Genomic DNA, 17,771 nt, shown 5'->3' on the forward strand with positions numbered 1-17,771 from the left:
GGCTGGCGGGACCGTCCTCGCACGACCGTACGCATGCCGATCGAACGCCGGGATAGGGGTGACATCGTGACCGAAGTGCTGCTTCTGCTGCTGGCGATCTTGCTGACGCTGGCCTGCGCCGTCTTCGTCGCGGCCGAGTTCTCGCTGACGACCGTGGAGCGCGGCGAGCTGGAACGGGCCGCCGCGGCCGGCGACAAGGGCGCCGCGGGAGCGCTGGAAGGCGTGCGCGCGCTGACGTTCCAGCTCTCCGGCGCGCAGCTGGGGATCACCGTGACCTCGCTGGTGATCGGCATGCTGGCCGAGCCGTCACTGGCGGAGCTGCTGCGCGGACCGCTGGGCGCGGCGGGGCTGTCGGCAGGGGTGGCCGGCACGCTGGCGGTGGCGCTGGGTGTCGCGGTGTCCACGGTGGTGCTGATGGTGGTGGGCGAGCTGGTCCCGAAGAACTGGGCGATCTCCCGGCCGCTGATCGTGGCGCGGACGGTCGCGGGGCCGCTGCGGACGTTCACCGCCGCCTTCGCGCCGTTCATCCGCCACCTCAACGAGACGGCCAACCGGCTGGTGCGCCTCCTCGACCTCGAACCGACCGAGGAGCTGGCGTCCGCCCGCACCCCGCAGGAGCTGATGGCCCTGGCGCAGCACTCGGCGGCCGAGGGCGTGCTGCCACCGGACTCGGCCGAGCTGTTCGTGCGGACGCTGCATCTGGGCGAGCTGACGGCGGAGAACGTGATGACGCCGCGCGTCGACGTGCACGCGCTGGCGGCGGACGCCACGGCCACCGACGCGGCCCATCTGACGCTGGCCACCGGCCTGTCCCGGTTCCCGGTGTATGACGGCGGCCTGGACGACGTGGTGGGCGTCGTCCACATCAAGGCCGTCCTCGCCATCGACGAGTCGGCGCGCCCCGACACCCGGGTGGCGGCGCTGGCGTCCGAGCCGCTGCTGGTGCCGGACAGCCTGCCGGTGGACCGGTTGCTGGAACGGCTGCGCGGCACCGGATCGCTGGCGGTGGTCGTGGACGAGTACGGCGGCACCGCCGGGGTGGTCACCCTGGAGGACATCGTCGAGGAGGTCGTCGGAGAGGTCCGCGACGAGCACGACCCCGCCGAGCAGCCGGGTCTGGCCAGGACCGGGCCGCGCACCTGGGAGGCGGACGGCAGCCTGCGCGTCGACCAGCTCGCCGCGATCGGCCTGCCGGTGCCGGAGGGCCCGTACGAGACGGTGGCCGGGCTGATGGCGACCGAGCTGGCGCGCATCCCGGCCGACGGGGACCGGATCACCGTGGCGGGCTGGCGGCTGACGGTGCTGCTGACCGCCCGGCACCGGGCGGAGCGGGTACGGATCACGGCACCCGCGCCCGCCGGGAACGGCCCGACCGGCCAGAACGGCCAGAACGCCGGGGACGGCCCGAACGGCCCCAACGGGGCGACCGGCGCGACCGGCGCGACCGGCGCGACCAGTCAGAACGGCTCGACCGGCTCGGTCGGGGGGAAGGGCCGGGAGGGCTCGGCCGGGGGGAAGGGCCGGGAGGGCGTGTCATGACCGTCGCGCAGCTCGCGCTGGGGGCGCTGACCCTGGTCACCAACGCGCTTTTCGTCGGGGGCGAGTTCGCCCTCATCTCGGTGCGCCGCGACCAGATCGAACCGCGCGCCGAGGCCGGTGAACGGCGGGCCCGCACCGTGCTGTGGGCCCTGCGCCACCTCTCGCCCATGATGGCCACCGCCCAACTCGGCATCACCGTCTCGTCCCTGGTGCTGGGCGCGGTCGCGGAGCCCGCCATCGCCCACCTGCTGGAGCCCGTGCTGCACCGCGCCGGGATGCCGGGGGCGCTGGTGCATCCGATCGCGTTCGCCGTCGCCCTCTCGCTGGCCACCTATCTGCACATGCTGGTCGGCGAGATGGTGCCGAAGAACGTCGCGCTGGCGGCCCCCGAGCGCTCGGCGCTGCTGCTGGGCCCGGCGCTGGTGGCGGTGACCCGCGCGCTGCGGCCCGTCGTCTTCGGCATCAACGCCCTGGCCAACGGTCTGCTGCGGCTGCTGCGCGTGGAGCCCAGGGACGAGGTGGCGTCGGTCTTCACCGACGACGAGTTGGTGCGGCTGGTGCAGGACTCCAGCGACGCGGGGCTGCTGGAGGCCGACGAGAGCGAACGGCTGCGGGACGCGCTGGAGCTGGGCACCCGGACGGTGGCGGAGATCGTGGTGCCGGTGAGCCGGATGGTGACCGTGGACCACCGGGTCACGCCCCGGCGGTTGGAGCGGGTCTCGGCGCTCTCCGGGTACTCCCGCTTCCCGGTCACCGCGCCCGGCTCGGCGGTGCTGGGCTTCCTGCACGTCAAGGACGCGCTGGGCGCGGCGGCCCGCGACCGGCCGTTTCCCCGGGAGGCCCTGCACCCGGTGGTGCGGGTGCGACCGGAGACCCTGCTGGATGACGCGCTGACCGCCATGCGCGGCGCCCAGACGCATCTGGCCGCCGTGACGAGCGGCAGGGGGACGCTGCTCGGGTTCGTGGCGATGGAGGACGTCCTGGCGGAGCTGGTCGGCCGCTCCGCGCCCGATTCATCCCATACATCCCGATTATCTCCGCCGGTCGTCGGGTACGCGGGACCGGAAGATACGAAGGATCGACGAACGACCGGAGGACGACCATGGGTAAGCCCAACCCCATCGACGTGCAGAAGGCCCTGAAGGACATCAACTACCCCACCGACAAGAAGTCGGTGGTGAAGCAGGCCAAGAAGAACGGCGCGGACAAGGAGCTGGTGGACAAGTTCTCCGACCTGAAGAAGGACCGCTTCGACGGGCCCGATGACGTCGAGAAGGCGATCTTCAGGTCCTAGCCATGACGACGACACCCAGCGCGCCCGTCGCCGTCGTGACGGGAGCGGATTCCGGAATCGGCCGGGCCACCGCCGTGCGGCTGGCCCGGCTGGGCATGGATGTCGGCATCACCTGGCACACGGACCGGGCGGGCGCCGAGGAGACCGCCGCCGAGGTGGCGAAGGAGGGCCGGCGCGCCGAGACCGAACACCTGGACCTGACCGGGCCGCCGGCGGCGGCCGATGTCGTGGACCGGCTCGCCGACCGCCTCGGCGGCATCGACGCGCTGGTCAACAACGCCGGCACGGGCACCGCGACGCCGTTCACCGAGATCGCCCCGGACACGCTCCGGCACGTGCTGGACGTCGACCTGATCGGCCCGTTCCTGTGCGGGCAGCGGGCGGCCCGGCGCATGATCGCCCAGGGCCGGGGCGGGCGGATCATCAACGTGACCAGCGTCCACGAGCACCAGCCGAAGGTGGGCGCCGCGCCGTACTGCGCGGCCAAGGGCGGCCTCGGACTGCTCACCCAGGTCATGGCCCTGGAGCTGGCGGAGCACGGCATCCTGGTGAACTCGGTGGCCCCCGGCGAGATCGCCACTCCGATGACGGGCCAGGAGGACACCGACGTGCGGACCGAACCCCGCCCCGGCGTCCCGCTGGGCCGGCCGGGCGACGCCCGGGAGGTCGCGGAGGTGATCGCCTTCCTGGCCGGCGACACCGGCTCGTACGTCACCGGCGCGTCCTGGACGGTGGACGGCGGCATGACCCGCATGGGCCCGATGGCCGGCTCCGGCCTGCGCGACGACTCCTGGCGCCGCGTCTAGGGCTCCGCCGCGAGCGCTGGGCCAACGCCCCGGCCGAAGCGACAAGAGCCGTGGGTCCACATGTCCCAGCACCCCCGGCACGAGCCCGCTGCCCCGCCGATCGGCGGGGCAGCGCAGGCGTCGGGCGAGTTGGTCAGGCCACCGCGGTGAGGTCGGCGGCGTGGGTGGGGGCCGGGACCGGTGTGACGCGGGCGGCTTCGGCCGGGCGGGCGTGGGCCAGCAGGCCGGCTCCGGCGGCCGTCGCGATGACCACACCGCCGATGACCAGCGCGGCACGGGCGCCGGCCAGCTCCATCAGCAGGCCGATCAGCGGCGGGCCGATCAGGCCCCAGCCGGTGCTCATGCTCCGCCACACACCCAGCACGCGACCGCGCATGGCGGCCGGCGGGTCCGTCTGGAGAACGGTGGTGCCCGCCGTGTCGGAGACCGACTCGACCACGGCCATCGGGATCACCAGCAGGATCAGCAGCCCCAGCGTCGGGGACAGCCCGGCGGCGATCTGGAGCAGGGCGCCGGCGGCGGCCATCGCCGCGACCAGCCGCACGGACGGGCGCTGGAGCATACCCGCGAGTACGGCGCCGCCGATGCCGCCGATGGCCAGGGCGGTGGAGACGGTGCCGAAGGCCCCGGCACCGGCCGCCAGCGGGCCGGTCACCAGCACCGCGAGCGTCAGTGTGTAGTTCCGCCCGAACACGGCGCTCAGCCCGGTGATCGCGGCCAGCGCGACCAGGCGCGGACGGCCCAGGAAGAACCGCAGCCCCTCCCGCGCGCCCAGCCCTTCCCGCACGGGCTTGGCCTCGGACGCCTCGGCCGGCCGTGCGGACGCCTCGGCCGGCCGTGCGGGCGCCTCGGACGCCGCCTCGGTCGGCTTGTCCACCAGGCGGAGGAACGGGATGACGGCGGCGACGAAGGCGAAGGACAGCCCGTTGGCGACAAACGCGGACGCGGTGCCGAAGACCACCACCGCGACCCCGGCCAGGGCGGTGCCGGCCAGCCGGCCGACGCTGTGCACGGCGGAGCCCAGCGCGATGGCCGAGGGGACGTCCCGGGTGGGCACCAGGTCGTTGCCCAGCAGCGAACAGGCCGGGGCGTCCACGGTGGCGATCACGCCGGTGACGGCGGCGAGCACCAACAGCGCGGGCACGTTGAGCAGCCCGAACGCCACCAGGGCGGCCGTGGCGAAGGCGACCAGGGCCAGCGCGGCCTGACTGAGCGCCGCGGTGAGCTTGCGCGGCCAGGCGTCGACGGCGGCGCCGCCGATCAGCCCGAGCAGCAGCCCCGGCCCGGCCTGGACGGCCATCGAGACACCGGTCGTCGCGGCGGAGCCGGTGACCTGGAGCACCAGCAGGTTCTGGACGGTGAGCTGCATCCAGGTGCCGGCGTTGGACAGGAGGTTGGCCAGGGACCACCAGCGCATGCTGGGGTGGCTCAGACAGCGCCAGGGGCTGCGGCGGGCGGCGGGCCGAGCGGAGGTGAGTGCAGGCATGAAAAAGGGGGGGTGGGGGGAAGAGGGAGAGAGCGCCGGCGCCGTGCGGCGCCCGGCGGCGATGCCCACCATGACAGAGCGGACCCCCGCCGGGAAGTCCAAGATCACCGACGGGGGTCACCGGGGGGCCGCGTCCCTTGTCCCACCTGGCCTTCAGCCCGGTGAGTGCCCTTGCTCACACGCGGTCCGCGAAGGCTCGCGGCGGGCCGGCGCGGGGCCGCGGGGCGGCTCAGGGCCGCATCAGGATCTTCCCCGCGTCCTTGTGCTGGAACATCTGGTAGGCGTCGGCCGCCCGCGCCAGCGGCAGATGGTGGGTGGCGAAGCCGTCCACGCCCAGGGGGTCGTCGTCACCCGCCAGCAGCGGCAGGATGTCCGGCACCCAGCGCCGCACGTTGGCCTGACCCATGCGGAGCTGGATCTGCTTGTCGAACATCGTCAGCATCGGCATCGGATCGGCCATGCCGCCGTAGACCCCGCTGAGCGAGATCGTGCCGCCGCGCCGCACCAAATCGATGGCCGTGTAGAGGGCCGACAGCCGGTCGACGCCGACCCGGGAGGCGAGCCTCTCGGCGATCTTGGCCGGCATCAGCCCGGCGAAGTCCTGGAGCATCTTGTTGGCCGTGCTGCCGTGCGCCTCCATGCCCACCGCGTCGATCACCGAGTCGGCGCCGCGCCCGGCCGTGCGGTCGCGCACGGCGGTGGCGATGTCGTCGTGCTCGGTCAGGTCCAGGGTGGCCACGCCCCGGGAGCGGGCGCGGGCCAGCCGCTCGGGCACCAAGTCGATGCCGATGACCTGCTCGGCGCCCTGGTGCAGCGCGATGCGGCAGCACATGTCGCCGATGGGGCCGAGGCCGAGGACGACGAGCGTGCCGTTCTTGGGCACGTCGGCGTAGGCGACGGCCTGCCAGGCGGTGGGCAGCACGTCGGAGACGTAGACGTAGCGGTCGTCGGGGACGCCCTCCGGCACCCTGATCGGTCCATAGTGGGCCTGCGGCACCCGCAGGTACTCCGCCTGGGCGCCCGGCACGGCTCCGTACAGCTTGGTGTAGCCGAACAGCCGGGCGCCCATGTCGTGCTCCCTGACCTGCGTCGTCTCGCACTGGGTCTGGAGCCCGCGCTCGCACATGAAGCACGAGCCGCAGGCGATCTGGAACGGCACCACCACGCGGTCGCCGGGGGCGAGGTCGGTGACTTCGGAGCCGACCTCCTCCACCACACCTATCGGCTCGTGGCCGAGGATGTCGCCCGGGGTCATGAACGGTGACAGCACCTCGTAAAGGTGCAGGTCGGAGCCACACAGACCGGTGGAGGTGATGCGGATCACCGCGTCCGTGGGCTCCTGGATCACCGGGTCGGGCACGTCCTCGACCCGCACATCGCGCTTGCCGTGCCACACCACAGCCTTCATGGGGACTCACCTCCGGTCGGATACGGAACGCGAGTACCCGGCTCAGTGGTGTCACACCCGCCTCAGCTCCGGGCGGCGACCAGCAGCAGGCCGGCCGACAGGCTGACGGCGGCCAGCAGGACGCAGCCGGCCGCGCAGAGCAGCCGGTGCCGCAGCTCCCGGTAACGGGTGGTGTACTCCGACTCCAGGACGCGGCAGCGGTCGGCGACGCCGGCCAGGACGCGGCGGGCCAGCCGGATGCGGTCCTCGGCGTACCGGGTGGTGAGCTCCGCGCGCTGGGCGTCCGTGAGCCAGGGCAGCGCGTCGGCGAACGCCGCCGCCTCGGCGCGGGCGTTGCTCAGCTCGGCCTGCCAGAGCAGATAGCCCTCCAGCTGGGCGATGCCCTCTGCGGCGTCGTCCCGCCGCTGATGCGTGGCGCGCATGTCAGCTCTCCCGGGTGCCGGGCGCCTCGGAGACGGACTCCGCGACATCGCGGCGCCCGGTCTGCCGTGCCTGGTCCAGCGCGGTGATGCCCGGGTGGTGCAGGTCGAACGCGGGGGCCTCGGAGCGGATGCGCGGCAGCGAGACGAAGTTGTGGCGCGGCGGCGGACAGGAGGTGGCCCATTCCAGGGAACGGCCGAACCCCCAGGGGTCGTCCTCCTCGATCTTCGGCGCGTACTTGGCGGTCTTCCAGACGTTGTAGACGAACGGCAGCGTGGACAGGCCGAGGAGGAAGGCGCCGATGCTGGAGACCATGTTGAGCGCGGTGAAGCCGTCCGCCGCCAAGTAGTCCACGTACCGCCGGGGCATGCCCTCGGCGCCCAGCCAGTGGTGGACCAGGAACGTGCCGTGGAAGCCGGTGAACAGCGTCCAGAAGTGGATCTTCCCGAGCCGCTCGTCGAGCCGGGTGCCGGTGAACTTCGGCCACCAGAAGTGGAATCCGGCGAACATCGCGAAGACGACCGTGCCGAACACCACGTAGTGGAAGTGGGCGACCACGAAATAGCTGTCCGTGACGTGGAAGTCGAGCGGCGGGGAGGCGAGCAGCACGCCCGTGAGGCCGCCGAAGAGGAAGGTGACCAGGAAGCCGACGCACCACAGCATGGGCGTCTCGAAGGAGAGCGATCCCTTCCACATGGTGCCGATCCAGTTGAAGAACTTCACGCCGGTCGGCACCGCGATGAGGAAGGAGAGCAGGGAGAAGAACGGCAGCAACACGGCCCCGGTGGCGAACATGTGGTGCGCCCAGACCGTCATCGACAGGCCGGTGATCGCGATGGTCGCGCCGACCAGGCCGATGTAGCCGAAGATCGGCTTGCGGGCGAAGACCGGGATGATCTCAGTGATGATGCCGAAGAACGGCAGCGCGATGATGTAGACCTCCGGATGGCCGAAGAACCAGAAGAGGTGCTGCCACAGGAGGGCACCGCCGTTCGCCGCGTCGAAGATGTTCGCGCCGAAGAGCCGGTCGGCGGCCAGCCCGAACAGGGCGGCGGCGAGCACCGGGAAGGCCAGCAGCACCAGCACGCTGGTGAGCAGGATGTTCCAGGTGAAGATCGGCATCCGGAACATCGTCATGCCGGGCGCGCGCATGCAGATGATCGTGGTGATGAAGTTGACCGCGCCGAGGATGGTGCCGAAGCCGGAGAGGGCCAGGCCCATGATCCACATGTCGGCGCCCAGGCTCGGCGTGTGCGTGCGGTCGTTGAGCGGGCTGTAGGCGAACCAGCCGAAGTCGGCGGCGCCCTGGGGGGTGAGGAAGGAGCTGACGACGAGCAGCCCGCCGAAGAGGTACATCCAGTAGGCCAGCATGTTCAGCCGGGGGAACGCCACGTCGGGAGCGCCGATCTGCAACGGCATGATGGCGTTGGCGAACCCGGCGAACAGCGGGGTGGCGAACAGCAGCATCATGATCGAGCCGTGCATGGTGAACGACTGGTTGTACTGCTCGGCGGAGAGCAACTGCACGCCTGGACGGGCCAGTTCGATGCGCATGCCCATCGCGAGCGCACCGCCGACGATGAAGAAGAGGAAGGAAGTGATCAGGTACATCGAGCCGATCTTCTTGTGGTCGGTGGTGGTCAGCCACGCGACGACGATCTGCCCGGTGGTCCTGGGCTCTTGGGGGGGCTTCGCGGTCCGCGGTGCGGTGAGGGTCGCCATGGACGGTCCTTTCGGTGACTCGCGGCCCGTTGTACCGACGGGGGAGCGCGGCGCGCGGGTATGACTCCTTCGTGGGCGTGTACACACGCCGCGCTGCCACCGGGCCGGCCGGGCGGCCCCGGGCGGCCGGGTCAGCTCTTCTCGCCCATGGCCTTCTGTTCGACGGCGCCGAGGACATGGTGGCCGACCGTCTCGCCGAGGGGAGGCGGCCGAGGAGACGCTCGGCGACCTCGACGCCAGGGACCCGGAGGACGCCGGATTCCTGCCGCGGCTGCGGGAGTCGCCGCGGATCCCCACAGGTCGAAGCGATCGATCACGGTGGTGTGGGCTCGGGAGTTTGGCACCCCGTCCCCGCGCCGCGCGAACGCTGACGAGTCAACACCCCCGGGGAGGCCCACCGATGGCACAGACGGACCAGACCGCGCACGACGCGGGAAACGCCCGGGACGACGAGGTCGTCGCGCCGCTCACGCGGCACCACGGCGACATCAGGACCTCCAGGGTGGGTGGCGGCCTCCCTTGGCACCGGTGTTCCACCGGGGCATTCCGCTGACCCGCCGTTCAGTCTCCCGAGGTTGCCCGTTCGGGCTCGGCGGGGGAATCCGATTCCACGACGCGGGCGAGTTTCCGCAGCATGCGACGGTGGCGCAGTTGGAGCAGCGTGTCGGAGGCCATGTTGTGGAGCTTGCCACCGGCGCCGGTGAGCGGGTGCTCGTCAAGGATGACCAAGGTCTCCTCGCCCCAGGGCCGGACCTCGATGGCGATGCGGGCGGTGCCCAACAGCCCGCTCTTCGCCTCCAGTTCCAGTCGGCGGCCGGGCTCGTGGGCCCGGACGACGGTCCGGCCGCTGAGCTGCCGGGGGCCGGCCTTGACGGTGTACTCGATGGCCGCGCCGACCGCCGGCCAGGCGTCGTCCAGCGGCTCGGAGGCGTGGGTGCCGACGACCCAGTCGGCGTAGCGGCGGCCGTCACGCAGGACGGCCCACACGGCGTCCGGCGGACGCCTGATCAGGACTGATCTGATGGCCATGTCCGGGTCCTCTCGGAAGGGTCGGAAGGGTCGGAAGGGTTGGGCGGAGTGCGGCGAACGGCCCGGGCGCGGCGTAGGTGCCGCACCACCGGCCACTGGCTTCTGAGGGCGGCGCGGGCGGCGTTGGCCCCGCACGCGCCGTGCACGCCGCCGCCCGGGTGGGCGGAGGAGGACGCCAGGAACAACCCGGCGACGGGCGTCTCGGGACGGCCGGAGCCCGGCACGGGCCGGAAGAAGAGCTGCTGGTGGGGCGAGGCGGTGCCGCCGTTGAGCGCGCCGCCGACCAGGCCGCGGTCGAGCGCTTCGAGGTCGGTGGGGGCCAGCACGCGCCGGTCGCGGATGGTGTCGCGGAAGCCGGGGGCGAGCCGTTCCACCGCCGCCTCCAGCCGGTCGGCCATCGTGCCGCGCAGCACGGCGGCCGGGATGCCCCGGGGCACGTGGACGTAGGCCCAGGCCGATTCGGTGCCGGCCGGGGAACGGGTCGGGTCGGCGGTCGTCATCTGGCCCAGCACGGCGGCGGGGTGCTCGGGAAGGACGCCGGTGGTCAGGTCGGCCGAGTGGCGCGTCAGGTGGTCCACGCTGTCGGCGATGTGGACCGTGCCGCCCTCGGCGGCCTCGGGCGACGCCCACGGGATCGGGCGGGACAGCGCCCAGTCGACCTTGAGGGTGGCGTGGTCCCACTGGAAGCGCCGGATGTCGTCGCGCAGCCGGGCGGGCAGGTGGTCCCAGCCGACGAGGCCGCCGTAGAGAGCGGGCGCGGGCACGTCGGCCAGGACGGCGCGCGCGGCGAACAGCGGCTCGCCGTCGGCGGTCCGCACGCCCAGGCAGCGGCCGTCGCGGACCACGACCTCCGCCACGGGGGTGCCGAGCCGCAGGGTGCCGCCGCGCGCCTCCAGGCGGCGCACGAGAGCGGCCGTGAGCTGCCCGGCGCCGCCGACCGGGACGGGCCAGCCGTGCTGCTGGCCGAGCATGACCAGCAGCCAGCCGAAGAGGCCGCTGCCGAACGACTCGGGGAAGAAGTCGGCGTGCAGGGCGGAGCCGGTGAGCAGCAGCGGGGCGCCGGGTCCGTGGAACTCCTCCTCGCCGAGGCGCCGGGCCGACAGGGTCAGGGTCCGCAGCAGCCGCAAGCCGCCCGCCGCGCGGGCGCGGCGCAGCAGGGCGGCGGCGGGGCGGACGGGCGGGAAGGGGGTGAGCAGCGCGCGGAGCAGGTCGGGATCGAGGCGGTCCCAGCGCTCCAGCAGGCGCAGATACGCCTCGCCGTCCCCGGGGGCGAACGTCTCCAGGTTGGCGGCGGTCCGCTCCTGGTCGCGGTAGAGGACGGCACAGCGGCCGTCGGGGAGGGGGTTGGCGAGCACGGCCGGGGCGTGGCTCCAGGTGAGGCCCCAGCGTTCGAGGTCGAGGCCGGTGAGGGCCGGGGAGGCGACGGCCAGCGGGTAGAAGGCGCTGAACATGTCGCTGATGTAGTCCGGGTGGACGCCCCGGTCGCTGCGGACGGCGCCGCCGGGCTCGTCCTCGGCCTCCAGGACCAGGACGTGCCAGCCGGCGTCGGCGAGAAGATTGGCGGCGACGAGCCCGTTGGGCCCGGCCCCCACCACGATGACATCGGGCGCGCCACTCACCGTGCCTCCCCGCTCGCTTCTCCACCCACCGGGCGAACCCGCGGACCACCCACGACCCGACACCCGACCGCCCGGCGTACGCCGCTCACTGGTGTTCTCCCGTCCCCGTCGACACCTCGCGCAGGCGACCGCCCCGGGGGAGGCTGCGGCGCAGGGGTGGGGTGTCGGCGCCGCCCTGGCGCAGGCCGCCGAGGAAGTCGGTGATGGCGTCGGTCGCGGAGTGGCGCGGGGTCCAGCCCAGCCGCAGGCGGGCGCGGGTGGTGTCCATCAGGGGCAGCGCCAGCACCGCGTCGAACATGTCGGCCGAGGTGGCCAGCAGGCGCGCGCGCCAGGCCAGATCCACGATCGCGCGGGCGGCGCGGTAGGGGACGGGGAGCGGGCGGGCGTCGTTGATCCGGGCGAGCAGGTCGGCGTCGATCACGGGATCGGCGGCGAGGTTGAACGGCCCGTGGACCGGCTGAAGCACGGCGCGGTGGAAGGCGTCGGCCGCGTCGTCGCCGTGCAGGGCCTGGAACCGCAGCCGGGGCACCGAGGGCACGAAGCGCAGCGGCCGGGGCGGGCGGCGGGCGGGGAAGAACGGCCCCGCGAACACCCGGCGTTGCTGCGGCGCGGACTCCGCCGCGATCACGATGCCGGGGCGCAGGCGGACCACCCGGACGCCGGGGTACCGGTGCTCGAAGACGTCCAGGAGCCGTTCTGTGTACGCCTTTTCGCGCGGGTAGGGCGCGGTGGGCCAGCCGTCGGTCGGCCAGCTCTCGTCCACCGGCCGGTCCTTGGGGCCAGGCCCGTAGGCGACGACGGACGAGGCGTGCACCAGCGCCGGAACGCCCGCCTCGGCGACGGCCCGGAACACCCGTTCGCTGCCGATGACGTTGGTGCGCCAGGTGATGTCGGGGTGGCGCGAGGGCTGGAAGAGGACGGCGAGGTGCACGACCACGTCGGCGCCTGCGAAGAGCGCGGGCAGCCCGGGGTCGGTGGTGACGTCCACAGGCACCCATGTCGTCTTCGGCGGCGTCCACTCCGGCCGCCGGCGGGCCAGCCCCAGGATGGAGCCGACCCGTTCGTCGTCGGCGAGCAGCCGCACGAGGCGGCTGCCGATGTTGCCGGTCGCGCCCACCACCACCACGCGACGCGGCGCGGTGGCGTGGGCATGGGTGTTCAGGCCAGCTCCGAGTAGCCGAAAAGCTCGGCGTAGCCGGAGGGGAGCTGGCTGAGCAGCTTGTTCATCTCTCCCCCGGCGACCTGCTCGGAGATGACGGAGAACACGATGCGCGTGTCCATTTCCGCTGTCTCCTCGTCCTCGTCGGCCTTCTCGGCGACGTGGCTGATGAATTCGTGGACGCCCCAGCTGCGGCCGGTTTCGTCGGCGGTTTCGAGAATATCGGCCAGTGGGCTGGGGAGTTGATCCGCGAGGTGCTCGGCGGAACCGGCGGGCAGGCGTTCGCTCAGCGTCTCGAAAACGGCCTGGACGATCTGCTCGGCCTCGTCGGCGGCATATTCACCGCGCTCTCTCACATGGGAGAGAAAGGTGCCGTAGGACACGATGTCACTCTTTTCTCCGGTGCGGGGTCAGGCGTTGGGCTCGGCCGCCGAGATGTCGGCCAGGCCGGATTCCGAGTCCGCCTCGATGGCGAGGTCGCCCATGCTGATGATGCCCACCAGCGTGTCGTCGCGCACGACGGGGAGCCGCCGCACGGACTTCTCGCGCATGACGGACGCGGCCTGCCCGAGCGTGGTCTCGGGGCTGATGGTGACAAGCCGCTCGTGGCTGGCGGCCTCGCCGACCCGCGTGGCGGCGGGGCGGTCGGCGGCCACCACGCGGACCGCGATGTCGCGGTCGGTGATGATGCCGACGAGACGCCCGTCCTCGACGACGGCCACGTTCCCGGTGTCGTTGTCCTTCATGAGCTGAGCGGCCCTGGCCACCGTGTCCTGTTCCCCGACCGTGGACGGCTCGCGGGTCATCAGCTCGGCTACCGTGCGTGCCATGGGATGCGCTCCTTTTCACGGTTGACGTGGTCTGTGAACAGTGCGGGTAACCAGCCGGGGAGGGGGAAAACCCCCGGCCCGCGCGTTTCTCCCGGCCCGAGATGTGCGGTGACCGGTTAGCGGGCAGACTTGTGGCAGCGGCCTCTTCCCGTGGCGAGCGCAGAGCGGAATCGCACGCCCACCCTCACCTGGGAGAGCACGAACTGATGAATACACCTGCACAGCCTTATCCCCATCCCCATCCCCATCCTCGGCCTCAGTCGCCGTCCCCACCGAGAAAAAGGCGTCATCCGCATGACGACGCCCCGGACACGAGTCGGCAATTCGAGCGCATCGCTGAATTGCCGCCGTGCCCGGAAAGGGAGCAGCTGCGGCGGGATGTCATCTGCGCCTGGATTCCGATGGCGGACCGCCTGGCCCGGACCTTCCGCGACCGGGGTGAGGCGCTGGAGGACCTGGAGCAGGTCGCCGCGCTCGGGCTGGTGAAGGCGGTCCACCGCTACGACCCCAGCCGGGGGCGGCCGTTCGAGAGCTACGCGGTGCCGACCATCGTCGGCGAGGTGAAGCGGCACTTCCGCGACCACATGTGGGGGCTGCACGTGCCCCGGCGTACCCAGGAGCTGCGCAACCGGGTACGGGCGGCCAGCCGGCAGCTCACCTACCGGCTGGACGACCGGGGGCCGAGCGTGGAGCAGATCGCGGAGCACAGCGGCCTGACCGAGGACGAGGTCAGGACCGGTCTCGAAGCGCTGGAAAGCTTCAGCACCCTGTCGTTGAACGCCGAACTCCCGGGGGCGGACGGCGACTATTCCCTGCTGGACACGCTCGGCGCGCCCGAGCCCGGCTTCGACCGGGTGGTGGACCGCGAGTCGGTGAAGAGCCCGCTGCGCGCGCTGCCGGAGCGGGAGCGGCAGATTCTCTATCTGCGGTACTTCCACGGCATGACCCAGAGCCGCATCGCCCGGCAGCTCGGCATCTCCCAGATGCATGTCTCGCGGCTGCTGAGCCGGGCGTGCGAGCGCATCCGCGCCGAGGTGGAGGGCGGTCCGGACGGGGCGCCCCTCGGACCCGGCGGCGAGGGCACGGGCGGCCTCGACGGCCCGCAGCGCCCTCAAGGCGCGGGCGGTGCCGTTCGCGCGGGCGGCGGGATCGACCGTTTCGAGGGTGGTGACCGGGGGACCCGGCCCGCCGCCAAACGCACAGCCGCCTGACAGGGGGAACGCACGCCATGCCGCCGCACCACATCGCTCCGCCGACCAGCCACGCCGGGGCTCCGCCCACCGGAGAGCCGCCCACCGGAGAGCTCCCCAGGGTCAGGACCGCCGACGAGGCGCGCGCCGCCGCGAAGCTGCTGCTGCCCGCACTCGCCGAGGGCTTGATCCAGCGCCGCCGCTGGGCGATGGCCACCGCCGAGCGGTACCAGACGGACCGCCGCGCCATCGACATGCTGCGGGACCTGCGCGCCCGGTACGGCGCCGGACCGCTGTGGCTGCCCGCCCGCGGGCGCTCGCTCGTGCTGCTGCTGGACAGCGACGACCTGGCGCGGGTGCTGGCCGAGACGCCGGATCCGTTCAGCCCGTCGACGTGGGAGAAGCGGCGGGCGCTGGGCCGGTTCCAGCCGCACGGCTCGCTGATCTCCCGGGGCGCGCCCCGGGAGGCGCGCCGCCACCTCAACGAGCTGGCCCTCGACACGCCTCACCCCCTGCACCGGGTGGCGCCCGCGGTGGCGGGGCGGGTGTGCGAGGAAGCGGCGAACGTGGCGGAACGGTCCGCCACCGCCGGCGGGCTCGACTGGGACGCCTTCGCGGCGGGCTGGTGGCGTTCGGTGCGGCGGATCGTGCTGGGCGACGCGGCGCGCGACGACGACGATCTGACCGACCGGCTGGCCGGGCTGCGCGCGGCGGGCAGCTGGTCGCTGCCGCATCCCAGGCTCCGGCTGGCGCGGGCGGAGTACCTGGTGCGGCTCCAGCGGTACGCCTTTCAGGCCGGGGCCGACACACTGGCCGGGCAGCTCCACATGGGTGACACCGATGTGGAGACCGATCCGGTGGGCCAGGTGCCGCACTGGCTGTTCGCCTTCGACGCGGCGGGCATCGTCACGCTGCGGGCGCTGGCCTTGCTGGCGGGCCATCCGGAGGCCGCCGCCCGCGCGCGGGCCGAGCTGACCGGCGCGGATCTGGCGGGTCCCGAGCCGCTGCCGTTCCTGCGGGCCTGCGTGCTGGAGTCGGTGCGGCTGTGGCCGACCACTCCGGTGCTGCTGCGCGAGGGCACCGAGCCGACCCGGTGGCGTGACGCGACGGTCCCGGCCGGGACGGCGTTCGCGGCGTTCACCCCGTACTTCCACCGGGCCGAGCCGAGTGGCCCTCACGGCGATGGTTTCGCCCCCGACATCTGGCTGGACGGACGCGCCGAACGGAACCCCGCGCTCGTCCCGTTCAGCGCGGGCCCCGCCGCGTGCCCCGGCGAGAACGTGGTGCTGCTGACCGCGAGCACCTGGCTCGGCGTGCTGCTGTCGGGTCGGACGTTCACCCTCGACTCCCGAATGCGCCCGCACCCGCGGGAGCCGGTCCCGGCCACGCTGAACCACTTCGGTCTGCGGTTCTCGGTCAGCAGGGGCTGACCTCGCGCCTCGCGCCTCGCGCACGGGACGCACGGGGGTCTTCGCCCGGTCGGGCTCAGACGGGCTGGCCTCGCTCACCCGACCAGCCAGGCCGGGGACACCCCGCCAGAATACGGCGGCCCGGATGGGCGGCGGCCGGGGCGACCGGGCGGCACGGGGACACCCCGGCCTGGCTGGTCGCCGCCCGCGCCAGGATCTGGGCGGGCGCGCTGCTCATGCCCGCCACCCTCACCGTGTTCAACGCGAGCTTCGTGTTCAACGCGAGCTTCGCCGTGCTCGACACGAGCTTCGCCGAAGGCCCCGAGCGCGACCGTGCCTCGCCGTCTGTCTGGTGCGGCACCGGCGGCGCCATCGCGGCGGGCGCCCTGCCGGGCGGTGTCCTCACCGATTCCCTCGCCCGCGACGTCCTGCTGGCGGGCGTGGCCCTGGTGGTGATCCACCCGCCGTCACGGGACTGACGGGCCTCACGGCCCGGGGCACATGCGGCGAGCCGGGTGGTGAGGGCCTCCGCGCGGGGCGCCGACCTCCTCGCCCCGGCCGAAGTCGCTCCGACGGGGACGGAACGGTCCTCGTTTCAGTGGCGGTTGCTCTTCGGTTGGCCCGATTGGTGGGGGGTGCCGTGGGGTGGCGCGGAGAACGGTTCGGGGGAGGTGTCGGGGGTCACGGGGGAGGTGCCCTTGGGGGTCGCGCCGCCGGGGCGGGGGGCTTCGCCGCCGGGGGTGGGGGTGGCGTCGGTCGTCCTCAGCTCCTTGCGGCGGGATTCGATCAGGCGGGTCACCGCCGGGCGGTCGGCGTGGGTGTGTTCGTAGTGCAGGAGCTTGTCCAGCTCGGGCGGGGACAGGGCCTTGATGCGGTGCTTGATCTCGCCGGTGGGGAGGCCGTCGTAGTTCTCGACCGGGGGGTTCTCTCCGTGGTGGGGCATGGGGTGCTCCTCGGGGGCGTCAGGGCAGCGGCTGGCCGCCGGTGGCGTTCATGATGTCCGCCGTCACATAGCTCGCGTCCTGGGAGGCGAGGAAGACGTACGCGGGCGCCATCTCCGCCGGCTGGGCGGGCCGGCCCAGGCGGGAGGAGGCGCCGAACTCGGTGGTGTCCGGCATCGTGGCCGGGATCAGCGGGGTCCAGACCGGGCCGGGGGCCACCGCGTTGACCCGGATGCCGTGCTGGGCGGCGTGCGCCGCCAGGCCCTTGGTGAACGTGACGATCGCGCCCTTGGTCATGGCGTAGTCCAGCAGCGGCGGGCTGGGCTGATATGCCTGCACCGAGGTCGTGTTGATGACGCTGCCGCCGGCCGGGATGTGGGGCAGGCACATGCGGGTCAGCCAGAACATCCCGTAGAGGTTGGTCCGCATCACGCGGTCGAACTGCTCGGTGGTGATCTTCTCGATGCTCTCCGGCTGGGCCATCTGGTAGGCCGCGTTGTTGACGAGGATGTCGATCCGGCCGCCGAACTCCGTGACCGCCCGCTCCACCAGGCGGCGGCACTCGTCCTCCTCGCGGATGTCGCAGGGCAGCGCGACCGCCCGGCGGCCCGCCTCGGTCACCAGCCGGGACGTCTCCTCGGCCTCCCCCGTCTCCTCGGGCAGGTGGCTGAAGACGACGTCGGCGCCCTCCCGGGCGAACGCCAGTGCCACGGCGCGGCCGATGCCCGAGTCGCCGCCGGTGATGAGCGCGTGGCGATCGCGCAGGCGGTCGCAGCCCCGGTACGAGTCCTCGCCGTGGTCCGGGCGGGGCGCCATCTCCTCGGTGTCGCCCGGGGGCTCCTGCGTCTGCTGGGGGAACTCCGGCCGCGGGTGACGCTCGGTGGGATCCTGGGGGTTCGCGGTCATTGACATGACGTGT

Annotated in this window: 19 protein-coding genes and 1 pseudogene; 8 read left to right on the forward strand and 12 right to left on the reverse strand. The window is 73.1% G+C overall.

Annotation, left to right across the window (positions count from 1 at the left end; all coding sequences use genetic code 11):
* Positions 1 to 66 precede the first annotated feature (66 nt).
* From OIE51_RS03825 to OIE51_RS03840, 4 genes are read left to right on the forward strand one after another with little or no spacing between them, the layout of a single operon-like run.
* Positions 67 to 1,539, forward strand: a complete 1,473-nt coding sequence (locus OIE51_RS03825) for a hemolysin family protein (protein ID WP_326595505.1) — start codon at positions 67 to 69, stop codon at positions 1,537 to 1,539.
* Positions 1,536 to 2,681, forward strand: coding sequence for a hemolysin family protein (locus OIE51_RS03830; protein WP_326595506.1), 1,146 nt, complete (start codon positions 1,536 to 1,538; stop codon positions 2,679 to 2,681). The genes OIE51_RS03825 and OIE51_RS03830 overlap by 4 nt, the downstream gene beginning before the upstream one ends.
* Entirely contained in the window at positions 2,642 to 2,833 is a 192-nt protein-coding gene (locus OIE51_RS03835; RefSeq protein ID WP_326595507.1) for a DUF2795 domain-containing protein, read from the forward strand. Before OIE51_RS03830 ends, OIE51_RS03835 begins: the two co-directional genes overlap by 40 nt.
* Positions 2,834 to 2,835: 2 nt before the next feature.
* Positions 2,836 to 3,639, forward strand: coding sequence for an SDR family oxidoreductase (locus OIE51_RS03840; RefSeq protein WP_326595508.1), 804 nt, complete (start codon positions 2,836 to 2,838; stop codon positions 3,637 to 3,639).
* A gap of 133 nt (positions 3,640 to 3,772) precedes the next feature.
* On the opposite strand, the gene OIE51_RS03845 is transcribed toward OIE51_RS03840, so the two are convergent.
* The 4 genes from OIE51_RS03845 to ctaD all read right to left on the reverse strand — a co-directional run bounded on the left by OIE51_RS03845 (position 3,773) and on the right by ctaD (position 8,675).
* Positions 3,773 to 5,125, reverse strand: a complete 1,353-nt coding sequence (locus OIE51_RS03845) for an MFS transporter (protein WP_326595509.1) — start codon at positions 5,123 to 5,125, stop codon at positions 3,773 to 3,775.
* A gap of 229 nt (positions 5,126 to 5,354) precedes the next feature.
* The gene (locus OIE51_RS03850) at positions 5,355 to 6,533 is read right to left on the reverse strand and encodes a zinc-dependent alcohol dehydrogenase (RefSeq protein ID WP_326595510.1); all 1,179 of its coding nucleotides are present in this window, start codon (positions 6,531 to 6,533) and stop codon (positions 5,355 to 5,357) included.
* Between the two features lie 62 nt (positions 6,534 to 6,595).
* Positions 6,596 to 6,955, reverse strand: a complete 360-nt coding sequence (locus tag OIE51_RS03855) for a hypothetical protein (protein WP_326595511.1) — start codon at positions 6,953 to 6,955, stop codon at positions 6,596 to 6,598.
* A gap of 1 nt (position 6,956) precedes the next feature.
* Positions 6,957 to 8,675 carry an aa3-type cytochrome oxidase subunit I gene (gene ctaD, locus OIE51_RS03860; RefSeq protein ID WP_326595512.1) on the reverse strand — a complete coding sequence of 573 codons (1,719 nt, stop codon included), beginning with the start codon at positions 8,673 to 8,675 and terminating at the stop codon, positions 6,957 to 6,959.
* Between the two features lie 400 nt (positions 8,676 to 9,075).
* Between ctaD and OIE51_RS03865 the strand changes: the two genes are divergently transcribed.
* Positions 9,076 to 9,228 (forward strand): hypothetical protein, encoded by a 153-nt coding sequence (locus tag OIE51_RS03865; RefSeq protein WP_326595513.1) that lies wholly within the window; start codon positions 9,076 to 9,078, stop codon positions 9,226 to 9,228.
* Between the two features lie 8 nt (positions 9,229 to 9,236).
* On the opposite strand, the gene OIE51_RS03870 is transcribed toward OIE51_RS03865, so the two are convergent.
* The 5 genes from OIE51_RS03870 to OIE51_RS03890 all read right to left on the reverse strand — a co-directional run bounded on the left by OIE51_RS03870 (position 9,237) and on the right by OIE51_RS03890 (position 13,312).
* Positions 9,237 to 9,704 carry an SRPBCC family protein gene (locus OIE51_RS03870; RefSeq protein ID WP_326595514.1) on the reverse strand — a complete coding sequence of 156 codons (468 nt, stop codon included), beginning with the start codon at positions 9,702 to 9,704 and terminating at the stop codon, positions 9,237 to 9,239.
* Entirely contained in the window at positions 9,683 to 11,323 is a 1,641-nt protein-coding gene (locus tag OIE51_RS03875) for a phytoene desaturase family protein (protein WP_326595515.1), read from the reverse strand. The genes OIE51_RS03870 and OIE51_RS03875 overlap by 22 nt, the downstream gene beginning before the upstream one ends.
* Before the next feature lie 85 nt (positions 11,324 to 11,408).
* Positions 11,409 to 12,440, reverse strand: coding sequence for an NAD-dependent epimerase/dehydratase family protein (locus tag OIE51_RS03880; RefSeq protein WP_442811856.1), 1,032 nt, complete (start codon positions 12,438 to 12,440; stop codon positions 11,409 to 11,411).
* A gap of 41 nt (positions 12,441 to 12,481) precedes the next feature.
* Positions 12,482 to 12,865 carry a DUF2267 domain-containing protein gene (locus OIE51_RS03885; protein ID WP_326595517.1) on the reverse strand — a complete coding sequence of 128 codons (384 nt, stop codon included), beginning with the start codon at positions 12,863 to 12,865 and terminating at the stop codon, positions 12,482 to 12,484.
* 27 nt (positions 12,866 to 12,892) lie between these two features.
* Positions 12,893 to 13,312 (reverse strand): CBS domain-containing protein, encoded by a 420-nt coding sequence (locus tag OIE51_RS03890; protein WP_326595518.1) that lies wholly within the window; start codon positions 13,310 to 13,312, stop codon positions 12,893 to 12,895.
* Between the two features lie 206 nt (positions 13,313 to 13,518).
* Between OIE51_RS03890 and OIE51_RS03895 the strand changes: the two are divergent.
* A pseudogene (locus OIE51_RS03895) lies at positions 13,519 to 14,352 on the forward strand (SigB/SigF/SigG family RNA polymerase sigma factor); the annotation flags it as partial.
* A 188-nt stretch (positions 14,353 to 14,540) separates the two neighbouring features.
* On the forward strand, positions 14,541 to 15,932 hold the full coding sequence (locus OIE51_RS03900) for a cytochrome P450 (RefSeq protein WP_326595519.1): 1,392 nt from the start codon (positions 14,541 to 14,543) through the stop codon (positions 15,930 to 15,932).
* Between the two features lie 55 nt (positions 15,933 to 15,987).
* Here OIE51_RS03900 and OIE51_RS03905 read toward each other — a convergent pair whose 3' ends face one another.
* The gene (locus OIE51_RS03905; RefSeq protein WP_326595520.1) at positions 15,988 to 16,149 is read right to left on the reverse strand and encodes a hypothetical protein; all 162 of its coding nucleotides are present in this window, start codon (positions 16,147 to 16,149) and stop codon (positions 15,988 to 15,990) included.
* Here OIE51_RS03905 and OIE51_RS03910 point away from each other — a divergent pair.
* On the forward strand, positions 16,148 to 16,390 hold the full coding sequence (locus OIE51_RS03910) for a hypothetical protein (RefSeq protein WP_326595521.1): 243 nt from the start codon (positions 16,148 to 16,150) through the stop codon (positions 16,388 to 16,390). The two genes, OIE51_RS03905 and OIE51_RS03910, sit on opposite strands and share 2 nt — an antisense overlap.
* Before the next feature lie 116 nt (positions 16,391 to 16,506).
* On the opposite strand, the gene OIE51_RS03915 is transcribed toward OIE51_RS03910, so the two are convergent.
* On the reverse strand, positions 16,507 to 16,854 hold the full coding sequence (locus OIE51_RS03915) for a hypothetical protein (RefSeq protein ID WP_326595522.1): 348 nt from the start codon (positions 16,852 to 16,854) through the stop codon (positions 16,507 to 16,509).
* A gap of 19 nt (positions 16,855 to 16,873) precedes the next feature.
* Positions 16,874 to 17,764, reverse strand: a complete 891-nt coding sequence (locus OIE51_RS03920; protein ID WP_326595523.1) for an SDR family oxidoreductase — start codon at positions 17,762 to 17,764, stop codon at positions 16,874 to 16,876.
* Between the last annotated feature and the right edge of the window lie 7 nt (positions 17,765 to 17,771).

Origin of the sequence: Streptomyces sp. NBC_01803, from assembly GCF_035917415.1 — a bacterium.
Taxonomy (GTDB): Bacteria; Actinomycetota; Actinomycetes; order Streptomycetales; family Streptomycetaceae; genus Streptomyces.